Raw genomic sequence first — 19,504 nt, 5'->3', positions numbered from 1 at the left:
TGGCCTTCTGAAGTCTAAGTGTTGCGAAGCATTCAGGCCGAGGAAGGAGCCAAGGGCTGTGTCTGACGCTACGACAGTGTTGTTCGGGCTGCCAGGAGCACGGGTTGAGCGTGTCGAGCGCCGCAGTGACGGGACCCGGGTGGTCGATGTGATCACCGATGAGCCGACGGCGGCGGCGTGCCCGTCGTGCGGGGGTGGTCTCGATATCAGTGAAGGAATACGCGGTTACCTCACCGAAAGATCTACCTTATGGCGAAGACCGCATCATGGTGCGCTGGAACAAAATTCGCTGGCGATGCCGAGAAGACTACTGCAAGCTGGGGCCGTTCACCGAGGCCATCACCCAGGTACCTGCCCGCGTCCGCAGCACGCTGCGGCTGCGTCGGCAGATGGCCAAGGCGATCGGGGATGCGGCCCGCTCGGTGGGCCGAGGTCGCCCAGGCTGACGCCGTGTCGTGGCCGACGGCACATCGGGCGTTTGTTGCCTACGCCGAGACGGGTATTGACCGAGCCGTTGCCCACCCCGGTGCTGGGCGTTGACCAGACACGGCGAGGAAAACCCAGATGGGAGCGCTGCGCCAAGACTGGCCGGTGGGTACGGGTCGACCCGTGGGATACCGGGTTCGTCGACCTGGCCGGTGATCAGGGGTTTATGGGGCAGCATGAAGGCCGCGGCGGCGCGGCGGTGCTGGCATGGCTGCAAGCGCGCACACCGCAGTTCCGGGAGAGCATCCAGTACGGTGGCCATCGACCCCGCCGCTGCCTACGCCTCGGCGATCCGCACGCCCGGGCTGCTGCCCAACGCCAAGCTCGTCGTCGACCACTTCCATGTGACCACGCTGGCCAACGACGCGCTGACCGCGGTGCGCCGCCGGGTGACCTGGGCGTTCCACGACCGGCGCGGCCGCAAGATCGACCCGCAGTGGGCCAACCGACGTCGCTTGCTGACCGCCCGGGAACGCTTGTCGGACAAAAGCTTCGCCAAAATGCGGAATCGGATCAACGCCGTCGACCCCCGCGCGCAGATTCTCTCGGCCTGGATCGCCAAAGAGGAGCTGCGCACCCTGCTGTCGACCGTGCGCACCGGCGGGGACCCCCACCTGGCGCGCCATCACCTACACCGCTTCCTGCCTGGCGCATCGACTCGCAGATCCCCGAACTGCTCACCCTGGCCACCACCATTGACTAGTCACCCAAGATCAACACCTTCTTGGTCACCGGCATCACCAACGCGCGCATCGGTCGTCGGTGAGGTCGCTGAGATGCTCGGTGACATCGACGGCCAGTGCGTCCAGGTCGAGGTGCCCGTCCCAGAACGCGGCCCAGCCGGTTGCGGCGGTCTTGATGGCCTCGGCCGGGCCGGGGTGTCGGCGACACCGCGGGTGTGCGCGGCGATGACGGCGGTCAACGTGGCGGGTCGGTGCGCCGGCCAGCAAGCGGATGTCGGGCCAACGCCCCAGCACCGCTGTCGCGGTCGGTAACGACCCGGCGAACGCGGTCCACACATCGGGGAACGCCTACCGCGCCAACGACATCAACCGACGCCAGGACCGGTTCGCGTCAATCACTGCGCCGGCACGTCGGATCACCGATCGACGTAACGCCAACTGCGCGGGCGTCGGCAGTGTCAGCGGCGTCAGGTCGAACACCTCGCTGGCGCGGGTGAGAACCTCGGCGTCGATGACGTCGGACTTGCTCTTGCCCACGATCGCACCCCGCAGCCGGGCGCAATGCCGCGCGCCGGCCATGTGCATGGTGTCACCGGCATTCTCGACAGCGATCGTGAGCGGCAGCCACGTCATCGAGGTCGGTTCCACGGTGGCGTCGATATCGTCGTAACCGCTGAGCTTGTCGGTGAGGGTGCGCAGTCCGGCCAGCGTGGGTTCGACACTGAATCGAATCGACCTCGCACCGACATCATCGCGGATCGCGATGTGGTGACAGGCCGTGATCGCCGCGTCGATTCCGACCAGCGTCCGCCTGCTCCGTCCTGGATTCTCGGCAGTCACGGGTTAGCGTTGTTGTGCATGGAGGTTCTCCCCTTCATCGTCAATCATGTTGTGTTGATGAAGAGTTCACGCATTCCAGGGCCCACCCAGCCGACCGTCGTGCGTGAACTCGTTGCGGTGGGAGAACCTTCGTACACAGCACTGCCGGCCGGTCTCCCACATCATCCCCGACCACAACGCGGCGGGAGTTCACGCGCGGCTCCGGTGCTTGTCGATGATTCGATGCCTCACCCAGGTACACGTCGATGCTGCGCACTTCCGCAACCTGGCCACCAATTCCCTAAACCGGGTCAGTTCAGGAGACAAAGCTGGAGCAGACGATCTCTTTCACGGGCCCAGACACTCAGCCCAAACGTCGAGCCCTCCAGCCTCTCCCGAGGCCACCGTACCTGACCACCACCCCGTCAAAGCGGCACTACAAGAGATACAAGCCGATATGGGCATTAATGCGCCGCAAATGTCGGCACGTTTGTACGCGATCGGGATATTGCAGATTAGTTTGTCGAAGTGCCCGCGCTCACCACGTCGTGGTGAGACGATGAGGTGTGAACGCATCGTGAGCGGCAGAGGTAGGGGCGGTTGAATTTTCCAGTTCTGCCCCCGGAAATCAACTCCGTGCTGATGTATTCGGGTGCGGGGTCGAGCCCATTGCTGGCGGCGGCCGCGGCGTGGGATGGGCTGGCTGAGGAGTTGGGGTCGGCGGCGGTGTCGTTTGGGCAGGTGACGTCGGGCCTGACGGCGGGGGTGTGGCAGGGTGCGGCGGCGGCGGCGATGGCGGCCGCGGCGGCCCCGTATGCGGGGTGGTTGGGTTCGGTGGCGGCGCAGGCCGTGGCGGTGGCCGGGCAGGCGCGGGCCGCGGTGGCGGCGTTTGAGGCGGCGTTGGCGGCGACGGTGGATCCGGCGGCGGTGGCGGTCAACCGGATGGCGATGCGGGCGTTGGCGATGTCGAACCTGCTGGGGCAGAACGCCGCAGCGATCGCGGCCGTCGAGGCCGAGTACGAGTTGATGTGGGCCGCCGATGTGGCGGCGATGGCCGGCTACCATTCCGGCGCGTCGGCTGCTGCCGCGGCGTTGCCGGCGTTCAGCCCACCGGCGCAGGCGTTGGGGGGTGGTGTCGGCGCGTTCCTCAATGCTCTATTTGCCGGACCCGCGAAGATGTTGAGGCTTAACGCGGGCTTGGGCAATGTCGGTAATTACAACGTCGGGTTGGGCAATGTCGGGATATTCAACCTGGGCGCAGCCAATGTCGGTGCGCAGAATTTGGGTGCTGCCAACGCCGGTAGCGGGAATTTCGGTTTCGGCAATATCGGCAACGCCAACTTCGGGTTCGGCAACTCGGGTCTTGGGTTGCCGCCGGGCATGGGCAATATTGGGTTGGGCAATGCGGGCAGCAGCAACTACGGCCTCGCAAACCTGGGTGTGGGCAACATCGGTTTTGCCAACACGGGTAGCAACAACATCGGGATCGGGTTGACCGGGGACAACCTGACTGGCATTGGGGGCCTGAATTCAGGAACCGGTAATCTGGGGTTGTTCAACTCCGGCACCGGCAACATCGGGTTCTTCAATTCGGGGACCGGCAACTTCGGGGTATTCAACTCGGGCAGCTACAACACCGGTGTCGGTAATGCGGGGACGGCCAGTACCGGGTTGTTCAACGTTGGTGGGTTCAACACGGGTGTGGCCAACGTGGGTAGCTATAACACGGGCAGCTTCAACGCGGGCAACACCAATACGGGTGGCTTCAACCCGGGCAACGTCAACACCGGCTGGCTGAACACCGGCAACACCAACACCGGCATCGCCAACTCGGGCAATGTCAACACCGGCGCGTTCATCTCGGGCAACTTCAGCAACGGTGTGCTGTGGCGGGGTGACTACGAGGGCCTGTGGGGGCTCTCCGGTGGATCGACCATTCCGGCGATCCCCATTGGTCTCGAGCTCAACGGCGGCGTCGGCCCCATCACCGTGTTGCCGATCCAGATTTTGCCCACCATCCCGCTCAACATTCACCAAACCTTCAGCCTCGGCCCGCTGGTCGTTCCGGACATCGTGATCCCCGCTTTTGGTGGCGGTACGGCCATACCTATCAGCGTCGGCCCCATCACCATCTCGCCCATCACCCTGTTCCCGGCTCAGAACTTCAACACGACTTTCCCCGTCGGCCCCTTCTTTGGCTTGGGGGTCGTCAACATTTCAGGAATCGAAATCAAAGATCTTGCCGGCAACGTCACCCTCCAATTAGGTAACCTTAATATCGACACCAGAATTAACCAGTCATTCCCGGTGACCGTCAACTGGAGTACCCCGGCAGTAACGATCTTCCCGAATGGCATCAGTATTCCCAACAATCCACTGGCGCTGCTGGCCAGCGCGTCGATCGGCACGCTGGGATTCACGATCCCGGGCTTCACCATTCCCGCTGCGCCGCTGCCGCTGACGATCGACATAGACGGCCAGATTGACGGCTTCAGCACCCCGCCGATCACGATCGACCGCATCCCGCTGAACCTCGGCGCCAGCGTCACTGTCGGCCCTATCCTGATCAACGGCGTTAATATCCCGGCGACCCCGGGCTTTGGCAACACGACCACCGCTCCGTCGTCGGGTTTCTTCAACTCCGGCGACGGTGGGGTGTCGGGCTTCGGGAATTTCGGTGCGGGCAGCTCGGGTTGGTGGAACCAGGCGCAGACCGAGGTGGCTGGGGCGGGTTCGGGTTTCGCCAATTTCGGTTCGCTGGGATCGGGTGTGCTGAACTTCGGCTCGGGTGTGTCGGGGCTGTACAACACCGGCGGGTTGCCGCCGGGGACCCCGGCGGTGGTCTCGGGCATCGGCAATGTTGGTGAGCAGCTGTCGGGGTTGTCCTCGGCGGGGACGGCACTCAACCAGAGCCTCATCATCAACCTCGGGCTGGCCGATGTGGGCAGCGTAAACGTCGGTTTCGGCAACGTGGGGAACGTCAACCTGGGTGCGGCCAATATCGGCGACTTGAACGTGGGTTTGGGCAATGTCGGCGGCGGCAACGTCGGGTTCGGCAATATCGGCGATGCCAACTTCGGGTTGGGCAATGCGGGTCTGGCGGCGGGCCTGGCCGGGGTGGGCAACATCGGGTTGGGCAATGCCGGCAGCGGCAACGTCGGCTTCGGCAACATGGGTGTGGGCAACATCGGGTTCGGTAACACCGGCACCAACAACCTCGGGATTGGGCTGACCGGGGACAACCAGACTGGGATCGGCGGCTTGAACTCCGGTGCCGGCAACATCGGGTTGTTCAACTCCGGCACCGGCAACGTCGGGTTGTTCAACTCCGGGACCGGGAACTTCGGGTTGTTCAACTCGGGCGGCTACAACACCGGGATCGGCAATGGCGGAACGGGCAGTACTGGGCTTTTCAATGCCGGTAATTTCAATACCGGTGTGGCCAACCCTGGGTCGTACAACACGGGCAGCTTCAATGTGGGTGACACCAACACCGGTGGTTTCAACCCGGGCAGCATCAACACCGGCTGGTTCAACACCGGCAACGCCAACACCGGCGTCGCCAATTCGGGCACCGTCAACACCGGCGCCTTCATCACCGGCAACGACAGCAACGGCATCTTGTGGCGAGGCAACTTCGAGGGCCTGTTCAGCGCCTACCTCGGATTCACTATTGAGCAATTCCCCCTCACCTATCATGCGGTCGGTGGAATCGGTCCCTTGCACGTGGCGCCCGTCCCAATTTCCGCCGCCCATTTCAACATCACCAATGCAAGCATCGGCCTGGGTCCCTTCACTATTCCAGAAATCCATATTCCCAAGATCCCCATCGACGTCCTGGGATCCGTGGGCTTAGGACAAACCACCATCTCGGATGTCACCGCTCTTAACGCCCTCAACGGTGGCATAGGGCTCAGCATCGGATCCTTCAAATTCAACGACCCGTTTATCAGCATCGCTAATTTCGGCAATCCCAACCCTCCCGCTATAGGCTTCTTTATATCGAACCTGTCAATCACCGGCCCCCAGATCAGCGGCCTCAGTATTGGGTCCCCAATTCCCCTGAGCCTTGCGCTGGGCACCACCACCTGGACCCTCTTCCCGAATGGCTGGACCATTCCCGCCCAAACTCCGGTGACCCTCGGCTTGTCCGGCGGCAACGACCCCTTCACCTTCTTCCCGGGTGGCCTCACATTTCCTAAGGCTTCCGCGGGCGTGATCAACCTGTCCGGCGGCACCGACCCGTTCACCCTGCTGCCCAACGGTTTCCAGATCACCACGGTCCCGGTGCTCTGGGACGGCACCGTCCTGTTCGGTCCCATCCAGATCCCGATCATCAACGTCCCGCCGACCCCGGGCTTTGGCAACACGACCACCACCCCGTCGTCGGGTTTCTTCAACTCCGGCGACGGTGGGGGATCGGGTTTCTACAACTTCGGTTCGGCGATGTCGGGTTGGTGGAACCAGGCGCACAGCGCGGCGGCCGGGGCGGGCTCGGGCTTCGCCAACTTCGGCTCGCTGGACTCGGGTGTGCTGAACTTCGGCTCGGGTGTGTCGGGGCTGTACAACACCGGCGGGTTGCCGCCGGGGACCCCGGCGGTGGTCTCGGGCATCGGCAATGTTGGTGAGCAGCTGTCGGGGTTGTCCTCGGCGGGGACGGCACTCAACCAGAGCCTCATCATCAATCTCGGGTTGGCCGATGTGGGCAGCGTAAACGTCGGTTTCGGCAACGTGGGGAACGTCAACCTGGGTGCGGCCAATATCGGCGACTTGAACGTGGGTTTGGGCAATGTCGGCGGCGGCAACGTCGGGTTCGGCAATATCGGCGATGCCAACTTCGGGTTGGGCAATGCGGGTCTGGCGGCGGGCCTGGCCGGGGTGGGCAACATCGGGTTGGGCAATGCCGGCAGCGGCAACGTCGGCTTCGGCAACATGGGTGTGGGCAACATCGGGTTCGGTAATACCGGCACCAACAACCTCGGGATTGGGCTGACCGGGGACAACCAGACTGGGATCGGCGGCTTGAACTCCGGTGCCGGCAACATCGGGTTGTTCAACTCCGGCACCGGCAACGTCGGGTTGTTCAACTCCGGGACCGGGAACTTCGGGTTGTTCAACTCGGGCGGCTACAACACCGGGATCGGCAATGGCGGAACGGGCAGTACTGGGCTTTTCAATGCCGGTAATTTCAATACCGGTGTGGCCAACCCTGGGTCGTACAACACGGGCAGCTTCAATGTGGGTGACACCAACACCGGTGGTTTCAACCCGGGCAGCATCAACACCGGCTGGTTCAACACCGGCAACGCCAACACCGGCGTCGCCAATTCGGGCACCGTCAACACCGGCGCCTTCATCACCGGCAACGACAGCAACGGCATCTTGTGGCGAGGCAACTTCGAGGGCCTGTTCGGCCTGAACGTCGGCATCACGATTCCCGAATTCCCGATCCACTGGACTTCAACCGGCGGCATCGGCCCCATTATCATCCCGGACACCACGATCCTTCCCCCCATCCACCTGGGCCTCACGGGACAAGCGAACTACGGCTTCGCCGTGCCGGACATCCCCATTCCGGCAATCCACATCGACTTCGACGGTGCCGCCGACGCCGGCTTCACCGCCCCGGCCACCACCCTGCTTTCTGCGCTGGGCATTACCGGACAATTCAGGTTCGGCCCGATCACCGTCTCAAACGTCCAGCTCAATCCGTTCAACGTTAACCTCAAGCTTCAGTTCCTCCACGACGCGTTCCCAAATGAATTTCCCGATCCCACAATCTCGGTTCAGATACAGGTCGCCATACCCCTTACTTCGGCAACGCTGGGCGGATTGGCCCTGCCGCTGCAGCAGACCATCGACGCCATCGAATTGCCGGCAATCTCGTTCAGCCAATCCATACCCATCGACATTCCGCCGATCGACATCCCGGCCTCCACTATCAACGGAATTTCGATGTCGGAGGTCGTGCCGATCGATGTGTCCGTCGACATTCCGGCGGTCACCATCACCGGCACCAGGATCGACCCGATTCCGCTGAACTTCGACGTTCTCAGCAGCGCCGGACCCATCAACATCTCGATCATCGACATTCCGGCGCTGCCGGGCTTTGGCAACTCGACCGAGCTGCCGTCGTCGGGCTTCTTCAACACCGGCGGCGGTGGCGGCTCGGGCATCGCCAACTTCGGCGCGGGGGTGTCCGGCTTGCTGAACCAGGCCTCGAGTCCGATGGTGGGGACGCTCTCCGGCCTGGGCAATGCCGGCAGCCTGGCATCCGGTGTGCTGAACTCCGGCGTCGACATCTCGGGCATGTTCAACGTGAGCACGCTGGGCTCCGCGCCGGCGGTGATCTCGGGTTTCGGCAACCTGGGCAACCACGTGTCGGGGGTGTCCATCGATGGCCTGCTGGCGATGCTGACCAGCGGCGGGTCGGGCGGCTCCGGGCAGCCGAGCATCATCGACGCGGCGATCGCCGAGCTGCGGCACCTGAATCCGCTGAACATCGTCAACCTGGGCAACGTCGGCAGCTACAACCTCGGCTTCGCCAACGTCGGCGACGTCAACCTGGGCGCGGGCAACCTCGGCAACCTCAACCTCGGCGGTGGCAACCTCGGCGGGCAGAACCTGGGGTTGGGCAACCTCGGGGACGGCAACGTCGGGTTCGGCAACCTCGGCCACGGCAATGTCGGGTTCGGCAACTCGGGCCTGGGGGCGCTGCCGGGGATCGGCAACATCGGGTTGGGCAACGCCGGCAGCAACAACGTCGGCTTCGGCAACATGGGCCTGGGCAACATCGGGTTCGGCAATACCGGCACCAACAACCTCGGGATCGGGCTGACCGGCGACAACCAGACCGGGTTCGGCGGCCTGAACTCCGGTGCCGGCAACCTGGGGTTGTTCAACTCCGGCACCGGCAACATCGGGTTCTTCAACACCGGGACCGGAAACTGGGGGTTGTTCAACTCGGGCAGCTACAACACCGGCATCGGTAACAGCGGAACGGGCAGTACCGGGCTTTTCAATGCCGGGAGTTTCAACACGGGTCTGGCCAATGCCGGTAGTTACAACACCGGCAGCCTCAACGCGGGCAACACCAACACCGGCGGCTTCAACCCTGGCAATGTCAACACCGGCTGGTTCAACGCCGGCCACACCAACACCGGCGGCTTCAACACGGGCAATGTCAACACCGGCGCGTTCAACTCCGGCAGCTTCAACAACGGCGCGCTGTGGACCGGTGATCACCACGGGCTGGTCGGCTTCTCCTACAGCATCGAAATCACCGGCAGCACCCTGGTGGACATCAACGAAACCCTCAACCTCGGTCCCGTCCACATCGATCAGATCGATATTCCCGGCATGTCGCTGTTCGACATCCACGAACTCGTCAACATCGGGCCCTTCAGGATCGAGCCCATCGATGTCCCCGCAGTGGTGCTGGACATCCACGAAACGATGGTCATCCCGCCCATCGTCTTCCTGCCGAGCATGACGATCGGCGGTCAGACCTACACGATTCCGCTCGACACGCCCCCGGCCCCCGCCCCGCCGCCCTTCAGACTTCCGTTGCTGTTCGTGAATGCGCTCGGCGACAACTGGATCGTTGGGGCGTCCAACTCAACCGGAATGAGTGGTGGCTTTGTCACCGCACCCACTCAGGGCATCCTGATCCATACCGGTCCCAGCAGCGCAACCACCGGTAGCCTCGCACTAACCCTCCCAACCGTCACCATCCCAACGATCACGACATCGCCTATCCCGCTCAAGATCGATGTGTCGGGCGGTCTTCCGGCCTTCACGCTGTTCCCCGGTGGCCTCAACATCCCGCAAAATGCGATCCCGTTGACCATCGATGCGTCCGGCGTGCTGGATCCGATCACGATATTCCCGGGTGGTTTCACGATCGATCCGCTGCCACTGAGCCTGGCCCTCAACATCAGCGTGCCGGACAGCAGCGTTCCGATCATCATCGTTCCGCCGACGCCCGGCTTCGGGAACGCGACCGCCACCCCGTCGTCGGGTTTCTTCAACTCCGGCGCGGGCGGGGTGTCGGGTTTCGGCAACTTCGGGGCCGGCAGCTCAGGCTGGTGGAACCAGGCGCATGCCGCGTTGGCGGGCGCGGGCTCGGGCGTTCTCAACGTTGGCACGCTGAACTCGGGTGTGCTGAACGTCGGCTCGGGGATATCGGGGCTGTACAACACCGCTATCGTGGGTTTGGGGACGCCGGCGCTGGTGTCGGGTGCCGGCAACGTGGGCCAGCAGCTGTCGGGGGTGTTGGCGGCCGGGACGGCGTTGACCCAAAGCCCCATCATCAACCTCGGGTTGGCCGATGTCGGCAACTACAACCTCGGGTTGGGCAACGTTGGGGACTTCAACCTGGGCGCGGCCAACCTCGGCGACCTCAACCTAGGGTTGGGCAATATCGGGAACGCCAACGTCGGCTTCGGCAATATCGGCCACGGCAACGTCGGGTTTGGCAATTCGGGCCTGGGGGCGGCGCTCGGCATCGGCAATATCGGGTTGGGCAATGCGGGCAGCACCAACGTTGGCCTGGCCAACATGGGTGTGGGCAACATCGGGTTCGCCAACACCGGCACCAACAACCTCGGGATTGGGCTGACCGGCGACAACCAGACCGGCATCGGCGGCTTGAACTCCGGTGCCGGCAACCTGGGGTTGTTCAACTCCGGCGCCGGCAACGTCGGGTTCTTCAACTCCGGGACCGGAAACTGGGGGTTGTTCAACTCGGGCAGCTTCAACACCGGCATCGGTAATAGCGGAACGGGCAGTACTGGGCTTTTCAATGCCGGTGGTTTCACTACGGGTCTGGCCAACGCCGGCAGCTACAACACGGGCAGCTTCAATGTCGGTGACACCAACACCGGGGGCTTCAACCCGGGCAGCATCAACACCGGCTGGTTCAACACCGGTAACGCCAACACCGGCATCGCGAACTCGGGCAATGTCGACACCGGCGCCCTCATGTCGGGCAACTTCAGCAACGGCATCCTGTGGCGGGGCAACTACGAAGGCCTATTCAGCTATTCCTACAGCCTCGACGTTCCCCGGATCACCATCCTGGACGCGCATTTCACCGGGGCCTTCGGCCCGGTGGTCGTCCCGCCCATCCCGGTTCCGGCGATCAACGCGCACCTGACCGGCAACGCGGCGATGGGCGCCTTCACCATCCCGCAAATCGATATTCCCGCCCTCAATCCGAACGTCACCGGAAGCGTCGGCTTCGGCCCCATCGCGGTCCCCTCGGTCACCATTCCCGCCCTGACCGCCGCACGAGCGGTCCTCGATATGGCCGCGTCGGTCGGGGCGACCAGCGAAATAGAGCCGTTTATCGTCTGGACGTCATCCGGTGCGATCGGCCCAACGTGGTACTCGGTCGGCAGAATCTACAACGCCGGTGACCTGTTCGTCGGCGGCAATATCATCTCGGGAATCCCGACGCTCAGCACGACCGGCCCGGTGCATGCCGTCTTCAATGCGGCATCTCAGGCGTTCAACACCCCGGCGCTCAATATTCACCAGATCCCGTTGGGTTTCCAGGTGCCGGGCAGCATCGACGCGATCACCCTGTTCCCCGGTGGTCTGACGTTCCCGGCGAACTCGCTGCTGAACCTGGATGTGTTCGTCGGCACCCCCGGCGCCACCATTCCGGCGATCACGTTCCCGGAGATCCCGGCGAACGCCGACGGCGAACTCTACGTCATCGCCGGCAACATCCCGCTGATCAACATCCCGCCCACCCCGGGCATTGGGAACACCACCACCGTTCCGTCGTCGGGCTTCTTCAACACCGGGGCGGGCGGGGGCTCGGGTTTCGGCAACTTCGGCGCGAACATGTCGGGGTGGTGGAACCAGGCGCACACCGCTTTGGCAGGCGCGGGTTCGGGTATTGCCAACGTCGGCACACTGCACTCCGGCGTGCTCAACCTCGGTTCGGGGCTGTCGGGGATCTACAACACCAGCACGCTGCCGCTTGGGACGCCGGCGTTGGTGTCGGGCCTGGGCAACGTCGGTGATCACCTGTCGGGCTTGTTGGCCTCCAACTTGGGGCAAAACCCCATCACCATCGTCAACATCGGGTTGGCTAACGTCGGCAACGGCAACGTCGGCCTCGGCAACATCGGCAACCTCAACCTGGGTGCGGCCAACATTGGCGACGTGAACCTGGGATTCGGCAACATTGGCGACGTGAACCTGGGCTTCGGCAACATCGGCGGCGGCAACGTCGGGTTCGGCAATATCGGCGATGCCAACTTCGGGTTCGGGAATTCGGGTCTGGCGGCGGGCCTGGCCGGCATGGGCAATATCGGGCTGGGCAACGCCGGCAGCGGCAACGTCGGCTGGGCCAACATGGGCCTGGGCAACATCGGGTTTGGCAACACCGGCACCAACAACCTCGGGATCGGGCTCACCGGCGACAACCAGTCCGGCATCGGCGGCTTGAACTCCGGCACTGGCAACATTGGCCTGTTCAACTCCGGCACAGGCAATATCGGCTTCTTCAACTCCGGGACTGCCAACTTCGGGTTGTTCAACTCCGGCAGCTACAACACCGGTATCGGCAACTCCGGGGTGGCCAGCACCGGGTTGGTCAACGCCGGCGGCTTCAACACCGGTGTGGCAAACGCCGGGTCGTACAACACGGGCAGCTTCAATGCTGGTGACACCAACACCGGTGGCTTCAACCCAGGCAGCACCAACACCGGCTGGTTCAACACCGGTAACGCCAACACCGGCGTCGCCAACGCGGGCAATGTCAACACCGGCGCCCTCATCACGGGCAACTTTAGCAACGGCATCTTATGGCGGGGCAATTACGAGGGCTTGGCCGGCTTCTCCTTCGGGTACCCCATTCCGCTGTTCCCCGCGGTGGGCGCCGACGTCACCGGCGACATCGGCCCCGCCACCATCATTCCGCCCATCCACATCCCGTCCATCCCGTTGGGCTTCGCCGCGATCGGCCACATCGGGCCGATCAGCATCCCGAACATCGCCATCCCCTCGATCCACCTGGGCATCGATCCCACCTTCGACGTCGGCCCTATCACCGTGGACCCCATCACCCTCACCATCCCTGGCCTAAGTTTGGATGCTGCCGTCTCGGAGATCAGGATGACGTCCGGAAGCAGCTCCGGATTCAAGGTCAGACCCAGCTTTTCATTCTTCGCGGTCGGACCCGACGGCATGCCCGGGGGCGAGGTCTCCATACTTCAACCATTCACCGTGGCACCCATCAACTTGAACCCGACGACACTGCACTTCCCCGGATTCACCATTCCCACCGGACCCATCCACATCGGCCTGCCGCTGTCGCTGACCATTCCGGGCTTCACCATCCCGGGCGGCACCCTGATTCCCCAACTCCCGCTGGGCCTCGGTTTGTCCGGCGGCACCCCACCCTTTGATCTCCCGACGGTCGTTATCGACCGGATCCCGGTGGAGTTACACGCCAGCACCACCATCGGCCCCGTCAGCCTCCCGATTTTCGGGTTCGGCGGAGCACCGGGCTTTGGCAACGACACCACCGCGCCGTCGTCGGGCTTCTTCAACACCGGCGGTGGTGGCGGGTCCGGCTTCTCCAACTCCGGGTCGGGCATGTCGGGGGTGCTCAACGCGATCTCGGATCCGCTGCTCGGGTCGGCGTCGGGCTTCGCCAATTTCGGCACCCAGCTCTCCGGCATCCTCAACCGTGGCGCGGGCATCTCGGGCGTGTACAACACGGGCACGCTTGGCCTGGTCACATCGGCCTTCGTCTCGGGCTTTATGAACGTCGGCCAGCAGCTGTCGGGCCTGCTGTTCGCGGGCACCGGGCCGTAACCGGCCGTTGGTCACACCGGGATTGACCTCACCGCGACGTCTTCTCGAACGTCTCCGCGCTGCCGTCGACCTCGGCTTCAGGGCGGCATCACCGATCGCGTATGAAATAAGAAGTCCTCCCAGGCATCACGATCGAAGTTGACGCTTCTCAACCCTCGCCGCCGGCCATCTCCCGCAGCTCATCTACAGACTTGGCGAACGCCCTTCGCCCCGGGCGTCCTTGCTGACAAGTGTCGTGGAGCTGGCTGAGCGGCGATGACCGTGAGGGCCGTTTTGCGGCGCACTGTTGGCGCCCAGTGGCCGATCCTGGCGGGGGTCAACTTCTGGCGCCGTGGTGCGCTGCTGATCGGTATCGGCGTTGGGGTGGCGGCGGTGCTGCGGTTGGTGTTGTCCGAGGAACGGGCCGGCCTGTTGGTGGTGCGCAGCAAGGGGATCGATTTCGTGACGACCGTGACGGTCGCGGCGGCCATGGTCTATATCGCATCCACCATTGACCCGTTGGGGACGGGCTAGAACCGGGTACCTTTCGCCTGCTCCGGTGGTGCCATTGCCGACCGATCCTGGCGCGGCTGACCACGGTGCGGCAAAGCTAGCAACCGATCCAATTGATGTTCTGCGTTTTCCGCGCTCTCGGCCTTTGGTGTGCGTTATGCCACGGTGATTGGTTAAACATGTGTGCACTGTGCACTGAGATCCCGAAGACTTTCGTAATCCCCCCCTTTCCTGCGCTGGTCACGAGCAGAATAAACGCGACGAGATTGGCAGCCGGAGTGCTTCGAGATGTCTATTGCTGCGCCGCAACGCAACGACCGGGTGAATCGATCCGCTAAACGTGGCGTTCGCCCGAGAACCGCCTAGGGCCATGGGATCGCTCGGGTTGCCGCCGGCGGTCAAGGCTCGCGCGAGCCGGCTGTACGCGCCATTGGTGTTGGAGGAATGGTCATGTCGCTGATGGTGGCGCCGGAGCTGGTGGCGGCGGCCGCGGCGGACTTGACCGGGATTGGGCAGGCCATCAGCGCGGCGAATGCGGCGGCAGCGGGCCCGACGACGCAGGTGTTGGCGGCCGCCGGTGATGAGGTGTCGGCGGCGATCGCGGCGTTGTTTGGTACCCACGCGCAGGAGTACCAGGCGTTGAGCGCCCGGGTGGCGACGTTTCATGAGCAGTTTGTGCGCTCGCTGACCGCGGCTGGCAGCGCGTATGCGACTGCCGAGGCGGCGAATGCATCACCGCTGCAGGCGCTGGAGCAGCAAGTGTTGGGTGCGATCAACGCGCCCACACAGCTGTGGTTGGGGCGCCCGCTGATCGGTGATGGCGTTCACGGGGCGCCGGGGACCGGGCAGCCCGGTGGGGCCGGGGGGTTGTTGTGGGGTAATGGCGGTAACGGCGGTTCGGGGGCGGCCGGTCAAGTCGGTGGGCCCGGCGGCGCGGCCGGGTTGTTCGGCAACGGCGGGTCCGGCGGGTCCGGCGGGGCCGGCGCTGCCGGCGGTGTCGGCGGATCCGGCGGGTGGTTGAACGGCAACGGCGGGGCCGGCGGGGCCGGCGGGACCGGCGCTAACGGTGGTGCCGGCGGCAACGCCTGGTTGTTCGGGGCCGGCGGGTCCGGCGGCGCCGGCACCAATGGTGGCGTCGGCGGGTCCGGCGGATTTGTCTACGGCAACGGCGGCGCCGGCGGGATCGGCGGCATCGGAGGTATAGGCGGCAACGGTGGCGACGCCGGGCTGTTCGGGAACGGCGGCGCCGGGGGGCCGGGGCCGCGGGCCTGCCGGGTGCCGCCGGCCTCAACGGCGGCGACGGCAGCGACGGCGGCAACGGCGGAACCGGCGGCAACGGCGGTCGCGGCGGGTTATTGGTTGGCAACGGCGGGGCCGGCGGGGCCGGCGGCGTCGGCGGCGACGGTGGTAAGGGCGGCGCTGGCGATCCGAGTTTCGCCGTCAACAACGGTGCCGGCGGTAACGGCGGTCACGGCGGCAACCCCGGCGTGGGCGGGGCCGGTGGGGCCGGCGGCCTGCTGGCGGGTGCGCACGGTGCCGCCGGCGCCACCCCCACCAGCGGCGGCAACGGCGGCGATGGCGGCATCGGCGCCACCGCCAACTCACCCCTACAAGCCGGCGGGGCCGGCGGTAATGGCGGTCATGGCGGGTTGGTCGGCAACGGCGGCACCGGCGGCGCCGGCGGTGCCGGTCATGCGGGTTCCACCGGCGCTACCGGTACCGCCTTACAACCGACGGGCGGTAACGGCACCAATGGCGGCGCCGGGGGCCACGGCGGTAATGGCGGAAATGGCGGCGCCCAGCACGGCGACGGCGGCGTCGGCGGCAAGGGCGGTGCCGGCGGTAGCGGCGGCGCCGGCGGAAACGGATTCGACGCCGCCACCTTGGGTTCGCCCGGTGCCGATGGCGGTATGGGCGGCAACGGCGGCAAGGGCGGTGACGGCGGTGGTGGCGGCGCCGGCGGCAAGGCCGGTGATGGCGGAGCCGGTGCCGCCGGTGATGTGACCTTGGCCGTCAACCAGGGTGCCGGCGGTGACGGCGGCAACGGCGGTGAAGTGGGCGTTGGCGGCAAGGGTGGGGCCGGCGGTGTTAGCGCGAACCCGGCCCTGAACGGTTCGGCCGGGGCGAACGGCACCGCGCCCACCAGCGGCGGCAACGGTGGCAACGGAGGTGCCGGCGCCACCCCCACCGTCGCGGGAGAAAACGGCGGCGCCGGTGGTAACGGCGGCCATGGCGGGTCGGTCGGTAACGGCGGTGCGGGTGGTGCCGGCGGAAATGGCGTCGCCGGCACCGGCCTTGCCCTCAACGGCGGCAACGGCGGCAACGGCGGCATCGGCGGCAACGGCGGATCGGCGGCCGGCACGGGCGGGGACGGCGGCAAGGGCGGCAACGGGGGCGCCGGAGCCAACGGCCAAGACTTCTCCGCGTCCGCCAATGGCGCGAATGGCGGACAGGGCGGCAACGGCGGCAATGTGGGCGTTGCCGGCCAGGGTGGGGCCGGCGGCAAGGGCGCCATTCCAGCCATGAAGGGTGCGACCGGCGCCGATGGCACCGCACCCACCAGCGGCGGTGACGGCGGCAACGGCGGCAACGGCGCCAGCCCCACCGTCGCGGGCGGCAACGGCGGTGACGGCGGCAAGGGCGGCAGCGGCGGGAATGTCGGCAATGGCGGCAATGGCGGGGCCGGCGGCAACGGCGCGGCCGGCCAAGCCGGTACGCCGGGCCCTACCAGCGGTGATTCCGGCACCTCGGGCACCGACGGTGGGGCTGGCGGCAACGGCGGGGCGGGCGGCGCCGGCGGAACACTGGCCGGCCACGGCGGCAACGGTGGTAAGGGTGGTAACGGCGGCCAGGGTGGCATCGGCGGCGCCGGCGAGAGAGGCGCCGACGGCGCCGGCCCCAATGCTAACGGCGCAAACGGCGAGAACGGCGGTAGCGGTGGTAACGGTGGCGACGGCGGCGCCGGCGGCAATGGCGGCGCGGGTGGCAAGGCGCAGGCGGCCGGGTACACCGACGGCGCCACGGGCACCGGCGGCGACGGCGGCAACGGCGGCGATGGCGGCAAAGCCGGTGACGGCGGGGCCGGCGAAAACGGCCTAAACAGCGGGGCCATGCTGCCGGGCGGCGGCACCGTAGGAAACCCCGGTACCGGCGGCAACGGCGGCAACGGCGGCAACGCCGGCGTCGGCGGCACCGGAGGCAAGGCCGGCACCGGCTCCTTGACGGGCTTGGACGGCACCGACGGCATCACCCCCAACGGCGGTAACGGCGGCAATGGCGGCAACGGCGGCAAGGGCGGCACCGCCGGCAACGGGAGCGGCGCGGCCGGCGGCAACGGCGGCAACGGCGGCTCCGGCCTCAACGGCGGTGACGCCGGCAACGGCGGCAACGGCGGTGGGGCGCTGAACCAGGCCGGCTTCTTCGGCACGGGCGGCAAAGGCGGTAACGGCGGCAATGGCGGTGCCGGCATGATCAACGGCGGCCTCGGCGGCTTCGGCGGCGCCGGCGGTGGCGGCGCCGTTGACGTCGCCGCGACAACGGGCGGCGCTGGCGGCAATGGCGGTGCCGGCGGCTTCGCTAGCACCGGGTTGGGTGGCCCAGGCGGCGCCGGCGGTCCCGGCGGCGCGGGCGACTTTGCTAGCGGTGTTGGCGGTGTCGGCGGCGCCGGCGGGGACGGCGGGGACGGCGGTGCCGGCGGGGTCGGCGGCTTCGGCGGCCAGGGCGGCATCGGCGGGGAAGGGCGCACAGGCGGCAACGGCGGTAGCGGCGGCGACGGCGGTGGCGGCATTTCCTTAGGCGGCCAGGGCGGCAACGGCGGCTTCGGCGGCGCCGGCAAATTCGGCGGCGCCGGCGGCAACGGCGGCCTCGGCGGCAACGGCGGCGTCTCCGAGACTGGGTTTGGCGGCGCCGGCGGCAACGGCGGCTACGGCGGTCCGGGAGGCCCCGAAGGCAATGGCGGCCTCGGCGGCAACGGCGGCGCCGGCGGCAACGGCGGCGTCAGCACCACGGGCGGCGACGGCGGCGCCGGCGGCAAGGGCGGCAACGGCGGCGACGGCGGGAACGTCGGTTTGGGCGGTGACGCCGGCTCCGGCGGCGCGGGCGGCAATGGCGGTATCGGCACCGACGCGGGCGGTGCCGGAGGGGCCGGTGGCGCTGGCGGTAACGGCGGTAGCAGCAAAAGCACGACCACCGGCAACGCCGGCTCCGGTGGTGCCGGCGGTAATGGGGGCACTGGCCTCAACGGCGCGGGCGGTGCTGGCGGGGCCGGCGGCAACGCGGGTGTCGCCGGCGTGTCCTTCGGCAACGCTGTGGGCGGCGACGGCGGCAACGGCGGCAACGGCGGCCACGGCGGCGACGGCACGACGGGCGGCGCCGGCGGCAAGGGCGGCAACGGCAGCAGCGGTGCCGCCAGCGGCTCAGGCGTCGTCAACGTCACCGCCGGCCACGGCGGCAACGGCGGCAATGGCGGCAACGGCGGCAACGGCTCCGCGGGCGCCGGCGGCCAGGGCGGTGCCGGCGGCAGCGCCGGCAACGGCGGCCACGGCGGCGGTGCCACCGGCGGCGACGGCGGCAACGGCGGCAACGGCGGCAACTCCGGCAACAGCACCGGCGTCGCGGGCTTGGCCGGTGGTGCCGCCGGCGCCGGCGGCAACGGCGGCGGCACTTCCAGCGCCGCCGGCCACGGCGGCAGCGGCGGCAACGGCGGCAGCGGCGGCAGCGGTGGCAGCGGCACCACGGGCGGCGCCGGCGCGGCCGGCGGCAACGGCGGCGCCGGTGCTGGCGGGGGCAGCCTGAGCACAGGCCAGTCCGGCGGCCACGGCGGCAGCGGTGGTGCCGGTGGCAACGGCGGCGCTGGCTCGGCCGGCAACGGCGGCGCCGGTGGTGCCGGTGGCAACGGCGGTGCCGGCGGCAACGGTGGCGGTGGCGATGCCGGCAACGCCGGCTCAGGCGGCAATGGCGGCAAGGGCGGCGACGGTGTCGGCCCTGGCTCCACCGGCGGCGCGGGCGGCAAGGGCGGCGCTGGCGCCAACGGCGGTTCCAGCAACGGCAACGCTCGCGGTGGCAACGCCGGTAACGGCGGCCACGGCGGCGCCGGCGGCAGCGGCGACACGGGCGGCGCCGGCGGCGCAGGTGGCCAGGGTGGGTTCGGTGGCACCGGGGGCAGCGGCAGCGGCATTGGCGGCGGCGCC

Annotated in this window: 4 protein-coding genes and 3 pseudogenes; 5 read left to right on the top strand and 2 right to left on the bottom strand. The window is 67.1% G+C overall.

What is annotated here, in order from left to right; genetic code table 11:
- Positions 1 to 158 precede the first annotated feature (158 nt).
- Together FF952_RS17675 and FF952_RS17670 are read left to right on the top strand one after the other, a co-directional pair.
- Positions 159 to 446, top strand: a complete 288-nt coding sequence (locus FF952_RS17675) for a hypothetical protein (RefSeq protein ID WP_009938650.1) — start codon at positions 159 to 161, stop codon at positions 444 to 446.
- Between the two features lie 216 nt (positions 447 to 662).
- A pseudogene (locus tag FF952_RS17670) lies at positions 663 to 1,016 on the top strand (transposase); the annotation flags it as partial.
- Positions 1,017 to 1,413: 397 nt separating this feature from the next.
- Here FF952_RS17670 and FF952_RS17665 read toward each other — a convergent pair.
- Positions 1,414 to 1,503, bottom strand: a pseudogene (locus FF952_RS17665) (IS110 family transposase); the annotation flags it as partial.
- Positions 1,504 to 1,517: 14 nt separating this feature from the next.
- Complete coding sequence (locus FF952_RS17660; RefSeq protein WP_003422266.1) at positions 1,518 to 2,009, bottom strand: IS110 family transposase; 492 nt, start codon at positions 2,007 to 2,009, stop codon at positions 1,518 to 1,520.
- 579 nt (positions 2,010 to 2,588) lie between these two features.
- Here FF952_RS17660 and FF952_RS17655 point away from each other — a divergent pair.
- From FF952_RS17655 to FF952_RS17645, 3 genes and pseudogenes are all read left to right on the top strand, one after another.
- Positions 2,589 to 13,823, top strand: a complete 11,235-nt coding sequence (locus FF952_RS17655) for a PPE family protein (protein WP_031680957.1) — start codon at positions 2,589 to 2,591, stop codon at positions 13,821 to 13,823.
- Positions 13,824 to 14,078: 255 nt separating this feature from the next.
- Positions 14,079 to 14,336 (top strand): DUF3017 domain-containing protein, encoded by a 258-nt coding sequence (locus tag FF952_RS17650; protein ID WP_003417619.1) that lies wholly within the window; start codon positions 14,079 to 14,081, stop codon positions 14,334 to 14,336.
- A 423-nt stretch (positions 14,337 to 14,759) separates the two neighbouring features.
- Positions 14,760 to 19,389 (top strand): annotated as a pseudogene (locus tag FF952_RS17645) (PE family protein).
- Positions 19,390 to 19,504 lie beyond the last annotated feature (115 nt).

Origin of the sequence: Mycobacterium tuberculosis complex sp. N0072, from assembly GCF_030323725.1 — a bacterium.
Taxonomy (GTDB): domain Bacteria; phylum Actinomycetota; class Actinomycetes; order Mycobacteriales; family Mycobacteriaceae; genus Mycobacterium; species Mycobacterium tuberculosis.
Note: the sequence above shows the minus strand (reverse complement) of the source record. Positions and strands in the feature narration are given on the sequence as shown.

What these genes read in the sequence shown, in the direction of transcription:
- FF952_RS17675 (WP_009938650.1), top strand. Translation starts at nt 159, where the DNA reads ATGAGCCGACGGCGGCGGCGTGCCCGTCGTGCGGGGGTGGTCTCGATA.
- FF952_RS17650 (WP_003417619.1), top strand. Translation starts at nt 14,079, where the DNA reads ATGACCGTGAGGGCCGTTTTGCGGCGCACTGTTGGCGCCCAGTGGCCG.